Origin of the sequence: uncultured Campylobacter sp. (assembly GCF_937981295.1) — a bacterium.
Lineage (GTDB): Bacteria > Campylobacterota > Campylobacteria > Campylobacterales > Campylobacteraceae > Campylobacter_B.
Genome location: NZ_CALJPC010000071.1, coordinates 17,225 through 34,484, shown reverse-complemented (window position 1 = coordinate 34,484; position 17,260 = coordinate 17,225). Strand labels below are relative to the sequence as shown.

Here is a 17,260-nt window from a genome sequence, read left to right as displayed (position 1 = left end):
TTGTGCCCATCGCTCGCAGATTTTTCAGCACATGCGCGCGATAAAATTCCGTAGCACAGGCACTTTCAATAAATTTTGATTTAAAAACGCAGGCGAGAGGCGATTTAAATTTAAAGCTCACGTGCTCCACGGCTAGCCTGCAAGCGCTCTGCCCGCGAGCAGCCCAGCGTAGCAAAACAGCATACAAACGCATACGCTTAAGACCGCGTTTAGCACACCGATAGCAAATTCTCGCGCCAGCAATAATTGCAGCGTATCGTAGCTGAACGTAGAAAATGTCGTAAAGCCGCCCAGCGCGCCTGCGATAAAAAATACCCGCACGCTCTGCGTTAAATTTAGTGCGAGCAAAAACCCTATCAGCAGGCTTCCCAGCGCATTTACGCAAAAAGTAGCAATCGGAAACGCGCTCCAAAACCCGGCGCGGTCCATTGCGCGCGCGATCGCTCCACTTAGGCCTACTCGCGCCATCGCGCCTACACAGCCGCCTAGCCCTGCTAAAATCAAGTTCGTCAATCCAAGTCCTTTTAAAATTTGTAAATTTTATTTCGCTCTCTAGCCTCCATAGGACGAAAGATGTGCAACTTCGCTATTTTAACGCGGCTCGTTAAAATTCAGCTTTTAAAATTTGCTCGCGCTTTTTGAAATTTCGTTTTAAAATTTTACTCGCGCGACGAAACGCGACATTTTACGCAGCGCGGCAAAACGGCGATCAAACGCGCGCAGTGTAAGAGGACGGTAATGCAAACTACGAAACGCAAAAGGACGGCGTAGCAAAACAGCGCGAACGCTTAAAATCGCTCTGACATGCCCGTAGCAGGCGCCTAAACTGCGCTTGTAGCGGAATTATCGCAAAGCAAAACCATAGCGCGGCAATCGTCCGCAGTGTTGCTACAGCAGGCGCTACTGCAGCACCTTTTTTAGCGCCAGCGCAAATAGCACGACGTAGAGGACAAGCAGCCATTTTTTCTGCGTTTCGCGCTTTGCACGGCGAGCCTGAGAGGTGCCGAAATACACGCCCAAAAGCCCGCCCACGGCTAGCAGCGCGCCGCGTTCGTAATCCACATGGCCGTTGTACGAAAGGCTTAAAAGCGCGCTAAATGAGCCGAAAACGATGAAAAACAGCCCCATGCAGACCGCTCTTTTGATATCGACGCCCAAAAATCCGACCAAAATCGGCGTCAGAAATACCGCGCCGCCCACGCCCATGCTAAGCGCGATCGCGCCGATAGCAAAGCCGATGAAAAACAGCACCGCGCCGTGGGGATCGGCGTTGCCGCCGCTTGTTACGTTCGTGCTAAAGAGCTTGAGAAATGAGATCGCAAGCGTCAGCAAAAGACCGATCTCAAGCACGATTTCTGGCGAGTATTTTACGATGAAGCCCGATATGCTCGCGCCGCACAGCCCTCCGAGCCCCACCGCGATGCCGCTATCTAGGCGAAGCTTGCCCGCGCGGTAGTTCAGATATGAGCCAAAAAGCGAGATGATGAACATCTGCATCACCGAGATGCCCGCGGCGGTCTTGACGTCGTAGCCTAGAGCCATCATCACGGGCATTACGACCGTGCCGCCACCGATACCGAAAAAGCCCGATATGAAGCCCACGACAATGCCGATAAAGGGGAGTTCTAGCATTTTTGATCCTTAAAATTTGAAGCGAAGTTTATAGCTTTAAAATTTAAAGCTTGCTAAATTTGCGAAATTTTTAGATTTGAAAGCGGAGGATTTTAGCTCAAAATTTCAAGCGCGGGATTTGCTAAATTTGGAAATTTGTGGGATTTTAAAGTGCGAAATTTTAGAGCACAGAATTTTAGCTTAAAATTTATGTCTTAATTTTGGCTCAAAATTTTATCGCAACGGAACGTAAGCCATAATTTCGGCTTAAAATTTTATACGGGGTTAGCCCGATCTGCATTTGTTTGTGTTGTGACTTCGAAGTATAAATTTTTTAGATCATAATTCTGCGCCTATACCGCGGCGGTTTAGCATAAATTTGGATTAAAATTTTACGTTTAGATCATGGGCGCAGTATTTTTGCCTCGATTAAATTTCGACTAAATTCTATCACGGCGAAATTTCATACGGCGAAATCCCGTACGGTAAAATTTTAGACAAAATTCTGCGGCGAAATTTCCGCGCTTTGTATTCTAAAAATCGCCGCAAAAGCGGTGCAAAATCACGACAAGATCGACGTAAAATTTTATGCAAAGCGCGTGCAAACGCAAAGAGCGCGAATTTTACTCTAAAAAATCTTGCGGTAAAATTTCGCCGTCCAAAGCCTGCTGAAAAAGAGGCAAAAGACCAAAAAGCCGCCATCGCAAAATCCTCACGATGAAATTCCGCCCACAAATTTCTCCGGGCAGAAGTGCTTTAGACGGGGCGGGATTTGGACTCGCGGCAAATTTTCCGGGCTAAATTTTACGCAAAAATTCGCATTAGACCTGCAAGCTTTATCGTAAATTTCTCCGGACGGAATTTCTTTGCGCCTTATGAAATTTCCAGCACGATCTCTTTTTTTAGTCCGATCTGTTTGATCTCTAGCACGGAAGCGCCGCCCAAGCGCAGCGCGAGCACCTCCGCCTCGCTGCAAGCGCGGGCAATAGCTATTTCGCGCAATACCTTACCGCGCCAGGCCTTGGCGTAGTGGCTCAGCACCTTGCCGCCTTTTATGAAACTAAAACTCAAATATTCACGCTTCATCTCATAAAATTTTTCGTAAAATCCCGCGCGCAGATCCACGACGCACTCATCCGCCAGATACCGATCCAGCGCGGCAGAAAAGCTGTCGCGATAAAATTTCGCCGCGTCTATGCCGCCGAATTTTTCGCCCTGTTTGAGCTTGTAGTTCGGTAGCGCGTCGCCGCCCAGCACGGGGCCGAAAAGGTTTGAAAAAATTATCGTATTTCGCTCCGCAAACTCCTGCGCGCCAGGGCTTAGCGACGCGTAGCCTAGGGCGCGATACGCGGTGCCCGTGTAGCGCAAAAGCGCCTTTGTGCAGCCTTTTTCAAAGATATTTTCGCGTAGGGCGGCATCCCATTTTTTCAGCCCGAAAAGCTTGCAAAGCTCCGCTTCGCTTGCTTTATCCACGAAATCCGCGTAGGCGCGCAGCATCTGCAGGCGCTTTTCGTAAAGATCTGCAAAGATGAAATTTCGCTCGCAAATGCGCGTGTCGCCGCCCAGCTCGCTTTTCATCTCGCTTGGGGAAAATAAAATTTTCATACGTTCTCCTTGAAATTTGCTAATTTTACTAAAATTTTGCTTGGACTAAGCCAGCCTGAGCTCGCGCCGCCCGCTCAAATTTAAGCTAAGCAGCGTATAATGGCGCTAAAAATTGTAAGGACGAAAATGCTTTTAGAAGAGCCGCTTTTTTACTACCGCGAAATTTTAAAGACGCATCCGCAAAGCTACCTCGCAGAGGACGACAGGCAGGTCATCATCGGCATAGATTGCGATTATTTCGACGGATTTAAGATGAGTTTTGAGGCTTTGAGGCTTAAATTTGATGAGGTAAAGGGCGCAAAAGAAGGCGCGAGCGAGTTTAAAAACGCGAGCTTTGCAGGACTTTTCGGCGTTTTGGGCTACGACATCGTGCGCGCATTTGAAAATATCGGCGCGCCGAAGCAGACGCTGTATGACTTCCCGCCGTTTTTTTACGCCGATGCCGCAAACTATCTGCACTACGATAAAATCAGCAAAATTTACGATTTTTACGGCAAAGACACTAGAATTTACGAAAGCCTGCGCGAGCTTAGCCCGCAAGCTTCGCAGCAAAGCTCCGCCGAAGCGGAAGGCACGCCGCAGAGTGCCGCAAGAGCGGACGCCGCGATAAAAATAGGATCGAAATCGCAAGCCGCGGCGAAGCCCGAGCCTAAGAAAAAAGAGCTTAAATTTAAAATTTTAACCGATCTGGGCGCCGAGGAGTCGCATTTTAGTGCGATGGTCGAGGCTGCAAAAGAAAAGATAAAAAGCGGCGACGTGTTTCAGGTCGTGCTGGGCGAAATTTTAGAAGTCGGTACGAATCTAGGCAGTCTGGAGTTTTACGAGCGACTCAAAAAGAACAATCCGAGTCCCTATATGTTTCACTTCCCGACGCCGTACGGTTGCGTCGCGGGCTCCAGCCCCGAGCTCATTATGGAGATCAAAAAGGACGAAATTTTCGTAGCTCCCATCGCGGGCACACGCAGCAGAGGCGCGAATGCCAAAGCCGACGCGGCGCTTGAGCGCGAGCTTTTAAGCGACGAAAAGGAGCTTGCGGAGCATCGGATGCTCATTGATCTAGCTCGCAACGACATCGGCAAATTCGCTGCGCCCGCCTCGGTGCGGGTGCAAAATGCGATGCGCGTCGTGCGCTACGAAAGCGTGATGCACATCGTAAGCGAGATTTACGGCAGCAAACCGCGCGGAGTAAGCGCGTTTGAGGTGCTCGGCACTATCTTTCCTGCGGGCACGCTAAGCGGCAGCCCGAAGATTCGCGCGATGCAGATCATAAATGAGCTGGAGCGCTACGAGCGCGGCATCTACGGCGGCGGAATCGGATTTTGGCGCTTTAACGGCGACGTGATGCAGGCGATCTTGATTCGTTCGGCAATCTTCGTAAATCGCGGCGGGCAAAATTTCTGCTCAGACGAGAACTCTAAGCGAAATTCCAATTTAAATTTAAACTCTGCTTGCGGCGAGGAGAAGTCCGAAGCGACGGAGCTTTGCGACGGCGAAAATCCCGAAACGACAGAGTTTTGCGATGCCGCAGCGCAAAAGGGCAGCGGCGAGACGCAAAATTTAGCTCGTACAGGCGAGCACGAGGCGACGTTAAATTTAAAAGCTCGCGCAGGCGGCGGGGCGCTAAATTTAGAAAGCGAGCCGCATTTTAGCCGCGCGATGCGGTTTGAGGTCGCTAAATTTAGCGCGGAGAATTTCGGCTACGAAGGGCTAAGTAATCTCGTATTTATCGGCGCGGGCGCGGGTATAGTTTACGACAGCTCGCCAAAGAGCGAATACGCGGAGATCTGCAAAAAACGCAAAAGCCCGCTAAAAGCGATCGAGGAGCTATGCGAGGAAGTTTAGACGCTTTAAATTTACCGATCAGATGCGCCGCTTTTCGGCGCGAGTCTGATTCGGCTAAATTTAAAAGCGTGTTTGCTGCGAGAGTGTTAAAATTTACGGCTAGCTTCATTCGGCACCGCAAAACGCGCAACGTCGCGACAGATGTGGTAATGCCGCAGACGGAATTTTAAATTTAGCCCGCTAGCGGCGTTAAAGCGGCATCGGATTTGTTCGCCGAAAAGAGGTTAAATTTAAACTATTTAGAATTTTAAAAAGGCGCAAACGCCCTAAAAAAGGATAAAATTTTGATTTTAATGATAGATAATTACGACAGCTTCGTTTTTAATATTTATCAATATATTTTGGAGTTAAGCGATGAGGAGGTGCGCTACTTTCGCAACGACGAGATAACGCTGCAGCAGGTGCGCGAGCTTGCCCCATCTCACATAATCCTAAGCCCCGGGCCAAATCACCCAAAAGACAGCGGCGTTTGCTTAGAGATTTTGCGCGCGGATTTGGACGTGCCGATTTTAGGCGTGTGCCTGGGGCATCAGGCGATCGGATATGCAGCGGGCGCGGAGATAAAGCAGCTGGAGGTGCCGCTGCACGGCAAGAGCTCGGCGATCGAAATTTTTAGTGACGGCGTGCTTTTTAGCGGGCTGCCGCGTAAATTCGAAGTTATGCGCTACCACTCGCTTTATGTGGACGAAGCCACGCTGCCGCGCGAGTTTGAAATTTTAGCAAAGAGCGAAAATGACGGCATTATAATGGCGATGAAGCACCGAAGTAAGCCGGTTTTCGGCATTCAATTTCATCCCGAGAGCTTTTTTACTCAATACGGCAAAAAGATCATCGAAAATTTCATCAATTACGGCAAAAAGATAATTTTAAAGGAGAAACTCGTGGTAAATTTCGCCCCGTTTATGTTGAAGCTACAAAAGGGCTTTCCGCTAGACAGCGACGATTATGCGGTCATTTGCAAGGCGCTTTACGAGCAGGATTACGACATCGTGCAGCTCGCCGGGTTGCTCGTGCTGATCAGCGAAAAATCGCTCTATCCAAGCAGCCTCACGGCACTCGTGCGCAGTATCTTAAAATACTCGATCACCTACGACGATCCGAGTCCGATGTTTGACATCGTAGGTACGGGCGGCGATAGGCTAAAGACGATCAATATCTCCACGACCGTGGCCTTTATCGCGGCAAGCTTCGGCGTGCGCGTCGCCAAGCACGGCAACCGCGCGATTACCAGCAGATCGGGAAGCTCCGATGCTCTGGATGCTTTGGGCGTGCCGCTACTTAGCGATCTTGCGCAGATTAGGGCGCTGCTAGATCGCACAGGGCTAGCGTTTTTTCACGCGCCGTTTTTTCACAAGATCACCGCCGAGGTAAAAGAGGTGCGAAACCGCCTAAAAATAGGCACCGTCTTTAATATAATGGGGCCGCTTTTAAATCCAAATTTAAGCCTAAGCAATCAGATCGTAGGCAATTATCTGGAGGAAGTAAACGGGCTCATCGCCGAAACGCTGATGATTTTAGGACGCAAGCACGCTTTAGTGGTGCACGGCATGGACGGCATGGATGAGATCAGCCTATGCGACGAGACACTAATCCACGAGGTCAAGGACGGCAAAATTTTAGAATACCGCGTAAGTCCCGAGCAGTTCGGCTTTAAACGCGCATTTCACGGCGATATAGAAGGCGGCGACGGCGAGGCTAACGCCAAAACTTTAAAGCAAATTTTAAAAGGCGAGCTCGGCGGACCGAAATTTGATATCGTCGTGCTAAACGCGATGTTTGCGTTATACTGCGCCGATGTCGTAGCAAGCCCTGCGGAGGCTAAGCCGCTGATTTTAGAGGCGATTGGATCGGGCAAGACGTGGGAATTTTACGAAAACTACGTAGGAGCGAGAGCTTAGATGGCTAGCGGCGAAAAGAGGGAGTTTTTAAGCGAGCAGCTCATCAGCTATCTGGGCAACAAGCGCTCGCTGCTAGCGCCTATAGAGCGGGCGATCTGCGAGATTAAGGCAGAGCTTGGGCGGGACAAGATCAGCTTCGCGGACGTATTTAGCGGCAGCGGCATCGTCGCGCGCCTGGCTAAAGCACACTCAAACCTCGTGATCGCAAACGATCTGGAGGGCTACTCGCGCGCGATAAATTCCTGCTATCTTTCAAATTTCAGCGACGAGCTGTGGCGGGATTTGAACGAGCTGCATGCTGAAATTTTAAGAAATTTTACGCCGAAGGAGAGCTTTTTTAGCGAGCTGTACGCGCCGAAGGACGATGAGGATATCAAGGCGGGCGAGCGCGCTTTTTACACGCGCCGAAACGCCCTAATTTTGGGCGGGCTTTGCGAGCAGATTAGCAAAATCCCGCAAAAATTTCGCGATTTTTTCACCGCGCCGCTGCTTAGCGAGGCGAGCATCCACTCAAACACGGGCGGCGTTTTTAAGGGCTTTTACAAGGACAAAGTGGGCGTGGGCAAGTTCGGCGGCAGCGGCGAAAACGCGCTAGCCCGCATAATGGGCGAAATTTCCCTGCGCCTGCCGGTGCTTTCAAATTTCGCCTGCGAAAGCGCGGTCTTTCAAGAGGACGCCGCGCGCTTTGCACAGAGCGCGCGCGAGCGCTTTTCGCAGCTTGATGTCGCGTATTTCGACCCCCCTTACAATCAGCATCCCTACGGCTCGAACTATTTCATGCTAAATTTGATCACGGATTTTATAAACGAGGGCAAGCGCCCAAATGCTGCGGGGCTTAGTAGGGTCTCTGGGATCCCCGCAGACTGGAACCGCTCGGCTTATAATAAAAAATCAAGCGCCGCGGAGGAATTTTTCGCGCTGCTGGCGGAATTTCCGGCGAAATTTTTAATAATCTCTTTTAATTCCGAGGGCTTTATCTCTAAGGCGGAATTTTTAAAAAACCTCGCGCACATCGGCTCCGTGCGCACGATAGCGATCCGCTATCCGACCTACCGCGCGAGCAGAAATTTAAACGCGCGTGAGCTTTACGTGACGGAATTTTTATATGTCGTACAAAAGTAAGATCAAAATTTGCGGCATCAAAAGCGCCGCCGAAGCCCGCGCCGTGCTGGCGTGCAGCTCGGCTTTATACGCAAATTTAGAGCACGCGGACGATGCTAAAAATTTACTGCAATCGGGCGGCGAAAGCTCGATGAAAACTCCTAATTTTTGCGGCGAAAATTCTAGGCGGAATTTTAATTCAGACGCCGAGAATTTTGCGCGAAATTTCAATTCTGACGGCCAAAATTTCGCGCAAAATTTTAATCAGAGCGGCGAGAATTCCGCATGCCGCACGCAAGATCACGCAAATTTTACGTGCGAGCAGAATTGTGATTGTGATAAAAATTTTGGCAGCGGTTCGCGAAGCCAGGGCGACGACTCGGGCGTGCGCGTGGAATTTTTAGGCGTGATATTCGTATCAAGCTCCAAGCGCCGCGTGAGTATAGATACAGCGCGCGAGATTGCACGCATCGCGCATGAAAACGGCGCAAAGTGCGTCGGAGTTTTTGCTTTGAGCTCTGAAAAACACAGCGTCGCCGCCTGCAAAAATTTGAGCGACAAAACTCGCGGCGATAAAATTTGCAAAGATAAAATTTACGCGAGCAAGAGCGGCGGCGTAGAATTTTACGAAGCCGCGGAATTCTGCGAAAAGCAGCGCGACGATTTGAGCGTAAATTTAAACGCAAACTGCGCTGTGTCCGTCTCGGTAAAAGATTTAAATTCTGAAATTTTAGATACGGAAGCTCTAAACGAGGAGCAAATTTTAAAAATTTGCGAGGCTTGCAAGCTAGACTGCGCTCAGATTTACGGACGCATAAGCGCGGATTTCAAAGCGCACCTCAACGCGGCGGGCGTAGAGGCGTGGCAGGTGCTAAGCATCGGCGCTGAAATGCCGCCGCTTGAGGGCTTGAGCTTCGATCGGATCTTATTCGATGCCAAAGGAGTGAGCTTGGGCGGTAACGGCGTGAGCTTCGACTGGGATCTGCTGCGACGCGCTGGGCTTGGCTACCAAGGACGAGACGGCGCAACGAGCGATGAAAAAAACTGCGCGGGCAACACAATGCAAAGCACAGACGACGCAAGAGACGATTTTGAGCGCAATGCAATCTGTGAGAATCTCGGCGAGGAAAAATTTTACGCAGAGTGTGTCGGAAACAGCGGCACAAAGCCCATAGAAAGCGACAATCACCGTGCCGCTAATGACGACGAGGCCAGCAGAATTGTGCGTGATGTCGCCCGATCAAGCGAGGCAAAACCTGCAATAGAAAATTATGGCTGCGATGCAAAGAATAGCGAGGAGTGCGGAGCCAGTGCGTGTACTGCTACTCAGTCAAACAATATAGAGCCCGCGAAGGAGGGCTCCGATCATTGCGGCGCAAACGACTATGAGGCGGGCGCGCCAAATATTGCGAATGACGGCGGCGAAGTAGGCAAGTTAGGTGCCGCAAAGGATGATAGCGCGGATAAGTGTAGCACCGCTTCCAAAGGCGGCGCGATCTCTTTTATTCTCGCAGGCGGTATCGGTGCGCAAAATATACTTGAAGCGCTCGCGCTGAGCCCCTACGCTATCGATCTAAACAGCTGCGTGGAGGATGCGCGAGGCATCAAAGATCCGCAAAAGATAAGCGAAATTTTGCGAACAATCGAAAGCGCGGACGGCGCGGCAGACTGAACTCGCTGCGACCTTGCCGGTATAGCACATACCGCCTTGCTGATACGCGCATCGTAGACAGCCGAGAATAAAATAAGATTATCTCACCGCATGCGACTATGTATCATTCTGTTCAAATTTATCCGTCGTTCTTTTTGTTTGCGCGCAAAGAACGCAGCGCAATTTATTACTTTTAAATTTACGCTATTTGCGTGGTGCTCGGTACTGATAAATCACCACTTGAATCTATGCTTTTCAGACAAATTTATCCGCACAAATTTCGATCGCTTAAGTGATTTATTCTCTTTAATTAATTTATGGCTATGTACTAATAGGTGGTTAATTTCTATACCACGCAGATTTTTTAGGCAGCATATTTTTAAATTTAAAGTAATTGCGCCGTATTTATCTGGCGTCTCTTACCGATACTTTTGTCTCGCGCTAATAAGATCTTGCACTTGGCATCGTTAAAGGCGAACACGTCGACGTGAGCATTCTCGCAATCAAAAATTCTCTTGCTAACGACACTTTTGGCGATCACTTTCGTGTCGGCGTTTAGATTGTAAATTTTACTCATTTTTCGCCCTTTCATAAAATTTACAAGGCATTGTAGCGAAAATAGTTTTAGGTTTTGTTGATAGGGGTTATCTTTTTATATCAAATATAACGGTATTTGCTTGATCACTTAAAAATTTTTAACCCTTTAAATTACAGTAAGTCTACTCTCTTGCTCAATTTCCATTAGCAAATTCTATTTAAAATGCACATATTAATCTACTTAAATATAGTGCCATTTGCCTAAATATCTGGTGTATGTGTATTTTTTATTTGATCTAAGATTTCTTCAGAAAATTTTGCATATTGGCTAGATGTATAGGGAAACCTATTTTTTGAAAAGTCGATTTTCAGTTTTGAGAAAAGATTGTCATAGTGATCAAAATTACAAATTCCTTCCATATTTATAAGTTTATTGTATGCAATAATAAAACCGTTCAAAGATATGACGGATAGTAGTTTAGAATCTATATCATCCCATTCTTTTTTAAAATTTTTTTTAATAGCTTTAAAGTATGTTACAATATTTTCTTTGCAAAAATTCTTATATTCTTCCAATGCGTTATCATTCATATTTTGCAATGCATTCTTATCTCCCTTCCAGAATGAATATAAATTTTTCTTTTCACCAGGAGTAATGGTTATTAGATAACGTAAAGCATATTTAATTATTGATGCTATTTTAATTTTTCCATTATCTAATAATGACATCTCAAACTTATTTAAAAATATCTGTTCCTTATTAAGTTTTTCTATTATTGATCTTGCCAATCCAAGATCAGATATTGGGTCTTTAACCATTCTTATATGAAGTAAAACATCTGGACTAACTGATTTTGCATTAAAATTAATATCTAAAAAAATTTCACTTTGTATTTTTATCTTTTCTATATCAGACATTCCTTTTGGAAAAATAAGTCCAGTTACTAAAAGATGAAGTTTCTTTCTTATTTCGGACATCTTGGTCTCGTCTTTATCGTTTTCTCCTCCTTCATGATGAGCATATATTCTATGCTGTCCATCAATAACACAAATGCTATTCATGCGATCAGGAATGGTCATATTGCATACAAGGTGCTCCTTGCCAATGTTCTCAAGATCAATTACCTTATTTTCTTTAGGACTATGAAATTCAACATCATCTGGTAAGGCCACTATTATATTATTATAAAACGCCTCTTTTTTCTTTAGTAGAAATTTTCTTATATCTTTAATTTTTTGTTCTTGAATTAAGCGTTGATATAGTAAACTAGAGTCCTCCCAGTTATCTTTCCTTAACACATATGAGTTTTTAATTAGCATATCCGCAGACATCATAAAGGATACCTTTTTTACCTTATTATTAATTCCAGTAGTATACTCTGGACTAATTATGGTTGCCGATATTTTTTTGCTACTTTCTGTTTGGTCAATACCAATATTTTTATTAGTCAAGTCTAAAAATTTAAAAATCTCATATTTAATTGATCTTTTAATACATTTTGCCATCTTATAAAAATAGGTCAAAACACTAGGCTCTACAAATTTTAATTTCTGGAACAATCTATAATCACTCTCAGTAAAATTAAGCTCTTCTTTGGAAAAATATAAAAATTTTACTTCACGTAAATCTAGATCACATTCTGATATGATATCTTGATAGTCTGAGAATTTATCGTATAGCCATTTATAAAAACTTGAGAAATTTTTATCTATTTCATCAAAAGCTTCTTTTTTATTTCTTGCATGATCTTTTATATTATCAGTTTTAGTCATTGTATCTTCACATATCAACATTATATTTTTATACAAAAGAACAAAATCTATCTCAATTATTCTGTCTCCTATCTTTATATGCTGATTTTCTGTATTTATATAGGTGAAGCCAGCCATATTAAAAATATACTTTATTTTATTTCTAAATTTAATCTTTTTTGTTTTGTCTACTTTTTCTAGTTTTTCTCGTTCTGACAAAATTTTCTTTTGTTTATTAACTTTTTGTTTTACTTCTTTAGTCATTTTGCAACCTCTCCTCTGATTATACTAAATTCCTCCGGCAACTTGGCAACCAAACTATTTTTATCTGGTTTCATTACAGGGACATCCTCTCTAACTTTAGCCACTCCATTGATAGCATCTTTAATACGATTTTTAGCAATATTAAAATATTCTTTTTGTATTTCAGACCCTATAAATTTTCTATTTTCCAATATGGAAGCTACCCCTGAAGTTCCAGAGCCCATAAAAGGGTCAAATACTATTCCATTTGTTGGAGTTAACGCCTTAATTAGTCTTTGTGGTATTGCTATTGGAAACTGACAAGGATGCTCAGTCTTTTCAACATGATTAGCCTTGACATTAGGTATATCCCAAACATCAGATGGATTTTTGCCTAATGGATTTCCACTAAATTTTCCCTTATTTTTTCCTTTATAGTAACGTTTTCCTGGATATTTTTGTGGAATACGAATACAATCTAAATTAAAACTATACTCTTTTCCTTTCGTAAACCACAATATAGTCTCATGTCTCCCGCTAAAACGTCTTGAACTATTTAGACCGTGTCCAAATGTCCAAATTATTCTATTTCTTAAAACTAGCGGATGTTTGCATTTTTTACTATTTTCTACAAAGATTTGATAAATATAAAAATCTAATGGGATAAGCTCAAATTTATTTACATGATACCCAATTTGCCAGCACAAACTACCACCGACTTTTAATACACGATAAATATCATTAAAAATTGTTATCTGCTGGTTTTTAAATGTTTCAATATCATCGTGAATATTTTCATAGGCCTTTCCCATACAGTATGGTGGAGAAGTAATAATTAAGTCACAAAATTCATTAGGTATTTTTTGCAACAGCTTTAAACAATCACCATTAAAAACCGTTACCTCATTGTTAATATTAAATTTCTCACTAATTTTAATTTTATTCATGTTTGTAAATACTAAAAAATAATTTACTCCCACTCTATCGTCGCAGGCGGTTTGCTCGAGATGTCGTAAACTACGCGGTTGATGCCGTCTACTTCGTTTATGATGCGGCGAGAGACATTTTCTAGCAGATCGTACGGCAAGCGCGAGAAGCTAGCCGTCATACCGTCGCTAGCGTCCACCACGCGCACGCACACGGCGTTTTCATAGGTGCGGTTATCGCCCATGACGCCGACGGAGTGCACGTTTAGCAGCACGCAAAACGCCTGCCACGTTTTGTTGTACCAGCCGCTTGATTTTAGCTCGTCGCGCAGGATCACGTCGGCTTTGCGCAGTAGCTCGAGGCTCGGCGTATTTACCTCGCCCATTATGCGGATCGCAAGGCCTGGACCCGGGAACGGATGGCGGAAAACTACTTCGCGCGAAAGACCTAGTTCGAGTCCCAGCTGGCGCACTTCGTCCTTAAAAATTTCGCGCAGAGGCTCGATCAGTTCAAATTTCATATCCTTAGGCAGGCCGCCTACGTTGTGATGGCTTTTGATCGTTTTGCTTGAGCCTGCGACAGAGCTTTCGATGATGTCGGTATAGAGCGTGCCCTGGGCTAGAAATTTTACGTTTTTGTATTTTGCCGCTTCTTTGCTGAAAACCTCGATGAAGGTCGCGCCGATGATTTTGCGTTTTTGCTCGGGATCGACCACCCCTTTTAGCCTGCTTAAAAATAGCTCGCTAGCATCGACTACGTCTAAGCTCACGCCGAGTTTGAGCCTAAACATCTCCTCTACCGCCTTGCGCTCGCCAGTGCGGAGTAGTCCGTTATCGACGAAAACCGCTATCAGGCTCTGCGGCACCGCATGCGCCAAAAGCGCCGCTACGACCGAGCTATCCACGCCGCCGCTTACCGCGCAAAGCACTTTGGCGCTGCCTACGCGCTCTTTTATTTTGATCATCTGCTCTTTGGCGAAGCTACCCATATTCCAAGTGCTGGTTATTCCGCAAATCTCTTTGGCAAAATTTTTTAAAATTCTATCGCCGAACTCGCTGTGGCAGACCTCCGGGTGAAATTGCAGCGCGTAAATTTTACGTATTTCGTCGCCGAATACGCACCACTCACTCTCATCCGAGCTTGCCATCACCTCAAAGCCCTCCGGCAGGCTCTCGACCTTGTCCGAGTGGCTCATCCAAACGGTCGAGTTATCCTCCACGCCGCCAAATAGCCTGCTGGCGCGAAGCAGCTTTAAAGAAGCCTTGCCATACTCTTTTTTACCCGCAGGCACGACGCTGGCGCCAAATTTATGCGCGATGAGCTGCATGCCGTAGCAGATACCTAAAATTGGAATTCCAAGCTCAAAAATTCTATCATCGCAAAAATACGCATCCTTGGCGTAAACGCTAGCGGGTCCGCCGCTTAAAATAAGGCCTTTAGGGTTTTTGGCTTTTATCTTATCGATCGGTGCGTTGTATGCGATCAGCTCGGTGTAAACGCCTTGTTCGCGCAAGCGCCTAGCGATCAGCTGGGTGTATTGGGAGCCGAAGTCCAGCACTAAAATGTCTGCCGTTTGCATGAAATTCCTTTGTAAAAATTTTTAAAAGTATAACAAAGCAAAGCTAAAAGTAGGCTATTTATCGCGTAAAATTCTAACGCTTCCTCTACCATCGCTCGTGTTATTGGCGTCCGTATTTTGGGCGGTAACGCTAGAGCCCTGCTCGCCTTCTGAATAAAACGGCGGCGCTTTGTATCCGCAGCCGCTAAGCAAAACTAAGATAAAAAATGCTAAAATCCGCTTATGGAAAATGCAAGAGAAATAATAGCTCATATCAGAAAAGATCCTTTATATGCCAAGATGCGAGAAAGAGGCGAGTTTCTGGCGATTTTGCCGCTTAGTTGGCAAAGGCTGATCACCTTCATCTACGTCAAAGATGGCATTTTGATGATAGCCGCGAAACACCCGGCGGGGCTTTGCGAACTAAAACGCGATAGTAATATAAATTTAATAAAAGACGTATTAAAGCGCTTCGTAGCCGCTAGAGAGACGGCGGAGCTTTGCGGTGTGCGCGAGATAAAATTTTTCGTAGCAGATAGAGTGATGAGCAGAAGAAGGGCGCAAATTTATAAAGCTCATTTGCGCCGAAGCAGTAAAATTTTATCTCCCGAGCGCGCAAAAGGGGAGTTTGCAAACAAAATCCAAGATCCGCAAATTTATAAAATTTTTGAAGAGATAAGAGGGCTGATCCTTGCTAATAGAGGAGATTAAGAGCCTGCCTGCCGCGCCGGGCGTGTATCAATACTTCGACGCCGCAGGCAAGCTGCTATACGTCGGCAAGGCAAAAATTTTAAAAAATCGCGTCAAAAGCTACTTTTCTTTCACGCCCGCTCTTGCTCCGAGCCCGCGCTTAAGTGCGCGCATCGCCAAGATGATAAGCGAGGCGGCGCATTTAGAATATATCGTCACGCCTAGCGAGAGCGACGCGCTGATACTGGAAAATTCCTTCATTAAGCAGCTAAAGCCCAAATACAATATCTTGCTGCGCGACGATAAGACCTATCCATATATTTACGTAAATTTAGACGACGACTTTCCGCGCTTTGAGATTACGCGAAAGATCATAAAGGGCAGAAACATCAGATACTTCGGCCCCTATTTTCACGGCGCAAAGGAAATTTTACAGACGCTTTACATGCAGTTTCCGCTCGTGCAGAAGAAAAATTGCGTCAAGGGCAAAAAGGCCTGTTTGTTCCATCAGATCGGGCGCTGCGCCGCTCCGTGCGAGGATAAAATTTCAAAGCAGGATTACGCTCGTATCGTGCAGAGCGCGCTTGCGGCTCTAAAAAATCCGCAAAAGATGGTGCCGCAGCTTTTGGAGCGGATGGCGCGGCTTGCACAGAGCGAAAATTTTGAGGAAGCCGCACAGATCCGCGATAAGATTGAAATTTTAAGGCAGATGAACGTAAAGGTTGAGGTCGATCTGGCAAAGCTCGATGATTTCGAGGTCTTTGCGATTGCCGCACGCGACGGGCTTGTCTGCGCCGTGCATTTTAGCATACGCGAGGGTAAAATTTCAGCCTCAAGCTCGCATATAATTAACTGCAAAGCCCCAAGCGCCGATGATATCGCAAACGCCTACAAGCAGATGATCTTAAGCGCCTTCCCGGCTGCGGCTCCCGTGGCGTGCGCCAAAATTTACGTTTACGACGAGTTTGACGATGCGGATCTGGTGTGCGAAATTTTATCCAAGCGGCACGAAAGAGCTTTTAAAATTTACGCGCCGAAAATCGGCGAGAAGCGTAAAATTTGCGAGATCGCATATCAAAACTGCGAGATCAATATCAAAAAGCATCTAAAAACGCACGATTACGCATTTTTGCAGGAGCTGAAGGATTATTTTAATCTTACGAATTTGCCGGTAAATATCGAAGTTTTCGACAATTCGCATATGTTCGGCGCCGCGGCCGTGGGAGCTATGATAAGCTTTCAAGACGGCGAGTTTAACAAGCAAAACTACCGCCACAAGCACCTTAGCTCAAATAACGACTACGATCAGATGCGCGAGTATCTAACTAGCCGCGCGCTTAAATTTGACGAGCTTGCAGCGCCCGATCTGTGGCTCATCGACGGCGGAACGGCTCTGCTAAACTTGGCGGAGGAAATAATCTGCAGCGTCGGAGCAAACGTCGATATAATCGCTATCTCTAAAGAGAAGATCGACGCTAAAGCCCACCGCGCAAAGGGGGCTGCGAAAGATAAAATTTGCACGAAGGGCGGGATCTTTTCGCTGCCGACGGACGATAAAAAACTTCAGTTTTTTCAGTGTCTGCGCGATGAAGCGCACCGCTTTGCGATCTCGTTTCACCAAAAGAGCAAACGCAAACTCGATCTGCAAAGCTCAAAACTGCTAAGCTTGGGCGTTAGCAAGGGAAGCCTGAAGAAGCTTTTGGACTTTTACGGCGATTTTGAGAGCATTTATGCGGCGAGCTTCGATGAGATCAGATCGCTTACGAATATCCAAACCGCCGAAAAAATTTTAAACAATCATTAACGAAAACCTAACGCAAAAAGCTATATTTAAAGATTTGTTTA

The 17,260-nt window shown here is 45.9% G+C and carries 13 protein-coding genes and 1 pseudogene; 6 read left to right on the top strand and 8 right to left on the bottom strand.

The features are described 5' to 3' along the window. Positions 1–132: 132 nt before the first annotated feature. The 3 genes from Q0135_RS05915 to Q0135_RS05905 form a co-directional block, all read right to left on the bottom strand. Complete coding sequence (locus Q0135_RS05915) at positions 133–513, bottom strand: CrcB family protein (RefSeq protein WP_177388564.1); 381 nt, start codon at positions 511–513, stop codon at positions 133–135. 387 nt (positions 514–900) lie between these two features. Continuing rightward, positions 901–1,632: a sulfite exporter TauE/SafE family protein gene (locus Q0135_RS05910; RefSeq protein ID WP_177388566.1), complete on the bottom strand. Its 732-nt coding sequence runs from the start codon at positions 1,630–1,632 to the stop codon at positions 901–903. 852 nt (positions 1,633–2,484) lie between these two features. Further along, positions 2,485–3,216, bottom strand: a complete 732-nt coding sequence (locus Q0135_RS05905) for a YaaA family protein (RefSeq protein ID WP_177388568.1) — start codon at positions 3,214–3,216, stop codon at positions 2,485–2,487. A gap of 126 nt (positions 3,217–3,342) precedes the next feature. On the opposite strand from Q0135_RS05905, the gene Q0135_RS05900 reads away from it, so the two are divergent. The 4 genes from Q0135_RS05900 to Q0135_RS05885 all read left to right on the top strand — a co-directional run bounded on the left by Q0135_RS05900 (position 3,343) and on the right by Q0135_RS05885 (position 9,729). Next, the gene (locus tag Q0135_RS05900; RefSeq protein ID WP_297989124.1) at positions 3,343–5,058 is read left to right on the top strand and encodes an anthranilate synthase component I family protein; all 1,716 of its coding nucleotides are present in this window, start codon (positions 3,343–3,345) and stop codon (positions 5,056–5,058) included. A gap of 284 nt (positions 5,059–5,342) precedes the next feature. Next, entirely contained in the window at positions 5,343–6,956 is a 1,614-nt protein-coding gene (gene trpD / locus Q0135_RS05895) for an anthranilate phosphoribosyltransferase (protein ID WP_177388570.1), read from the top strand. Continuing rightward, entirely contained in the window at positions 6,957–8,078 is a 1,122-nt protein-coding gene (locus Q0135_RS05890; protein ID WP_177388571.1) for a DNA adenine methylase, read from the top strand. Then, positions 8,062–9,729: a hypothetical protein gene (locus tag Q0135_RS05885; protein ID WP_295098024.1), complete on the top strand. Its 1,668-nt coding sequence runs from the start codon at positions 8,062–8,064 to the stop codon at positions 9,727–9,729. Before Q0135_RS05890 ends, Q0135_RS05885 begins: the two co-directional genes overlap by 17 nt. A 445-nt stretch (positions 9,730–10,174) precedes the next feature. On the opposite strand, the pseudogene Q0135_RS11420 reads toward Q0135_RS05885, so the two are convergent. The 5 genes and pseudogenes from Q0135_RS11420 to Q0135_RS05860 all read right to left on the bottom strand — a co-directional run. Beyond that, positions 10,175–10,285 (bottom strand): annotated as a pseudogene (locus tag Q0135_RS11420) (cupin); the annotation flags it as partial. A gap of 221 nt (positions 10,286–10,506) precedes the next feature. Next, a complete protein-coding gene (locus Q0135_RS05875; protein WP_297989120.1) occupies positions 10,507–12,261 on the bottom strand; it encodes a DGQHR domain-containing protein in 1,755 nt (584 codons plus the stop codon). Next, a complete protein-coding gene (locus tag Q0135_RS05870) occupies positions 12,258–13,220 on the bottom strand; it encodes a site-specific DNA-methyltransferase (RefSeq protein ID WP_295099340.1) in 963 nt (320 codons plus the stop codon). Before Q0135_RS05870 ends, Q0135_RS05875 begins: the two co-directional genes overlap by 4 nt. After that, the gene (gene guaA, locus Q0135_RS05865; protein ID WP_177388182.1) at positions 13,211–14,746 is read right to left on the bottom strand and encodes a glutamine-hydrolyzing GMP synthase; all 1,536 of its coding nucleotides are present in this window, start codon (positions 14,744–14,746) and stop codon (positions 13,211–13,213) included. The genes Q0135_RS05870 and guaA overlap by 10 nt, the downstream gene beginning before the upstream one ends. A gap of 54 nt (positions 14,747–14,800) precedes the next feature. Next, a complete protein-coding gene (locus Q0135_RS05860; RefSeq protein ID WP_177388184.1) occupies positions 14,801–14,998 on the bottom strand; it encodes a hypothetical protein in 198 nt (65 codons plus the stop codon). Between the two features lie 27 nt (positions 14,999–15,025). Here Q0135_RS05860 and Q0135_RS05855 point away from each other — a divergent pair, with 27 nt between their 5' ends. Together Q0135_RS05855 and uvrC are read left to right on the top strand one after the other, a co-directional pair. After that, complete coding sequence (locus tag Q0135_RS05855) at positions 15,026–15,436, top strand: hypothetical protein (protein ID WP_177388186.1); 411 nt, start codon at positions 15,026–15,028, stop codon at positions 15,434–15,436. After that, a complete protein-coding gene (gene uvrC / locus Q0135_RS05850) occupies positions 15,417–17,219 on the top strand; it encodes an excinuclease ABC subunit UvrC (protein WP_297989116.1) in 1,803 nt (600 codons plus the stop codon). The genes Q0135_RS05855 and uvrC overlap by 20 nt, the downstream gene beginning before the upstream one ends. Positions 17,220–17,260 lie beyond the last annotated feature (41 nt).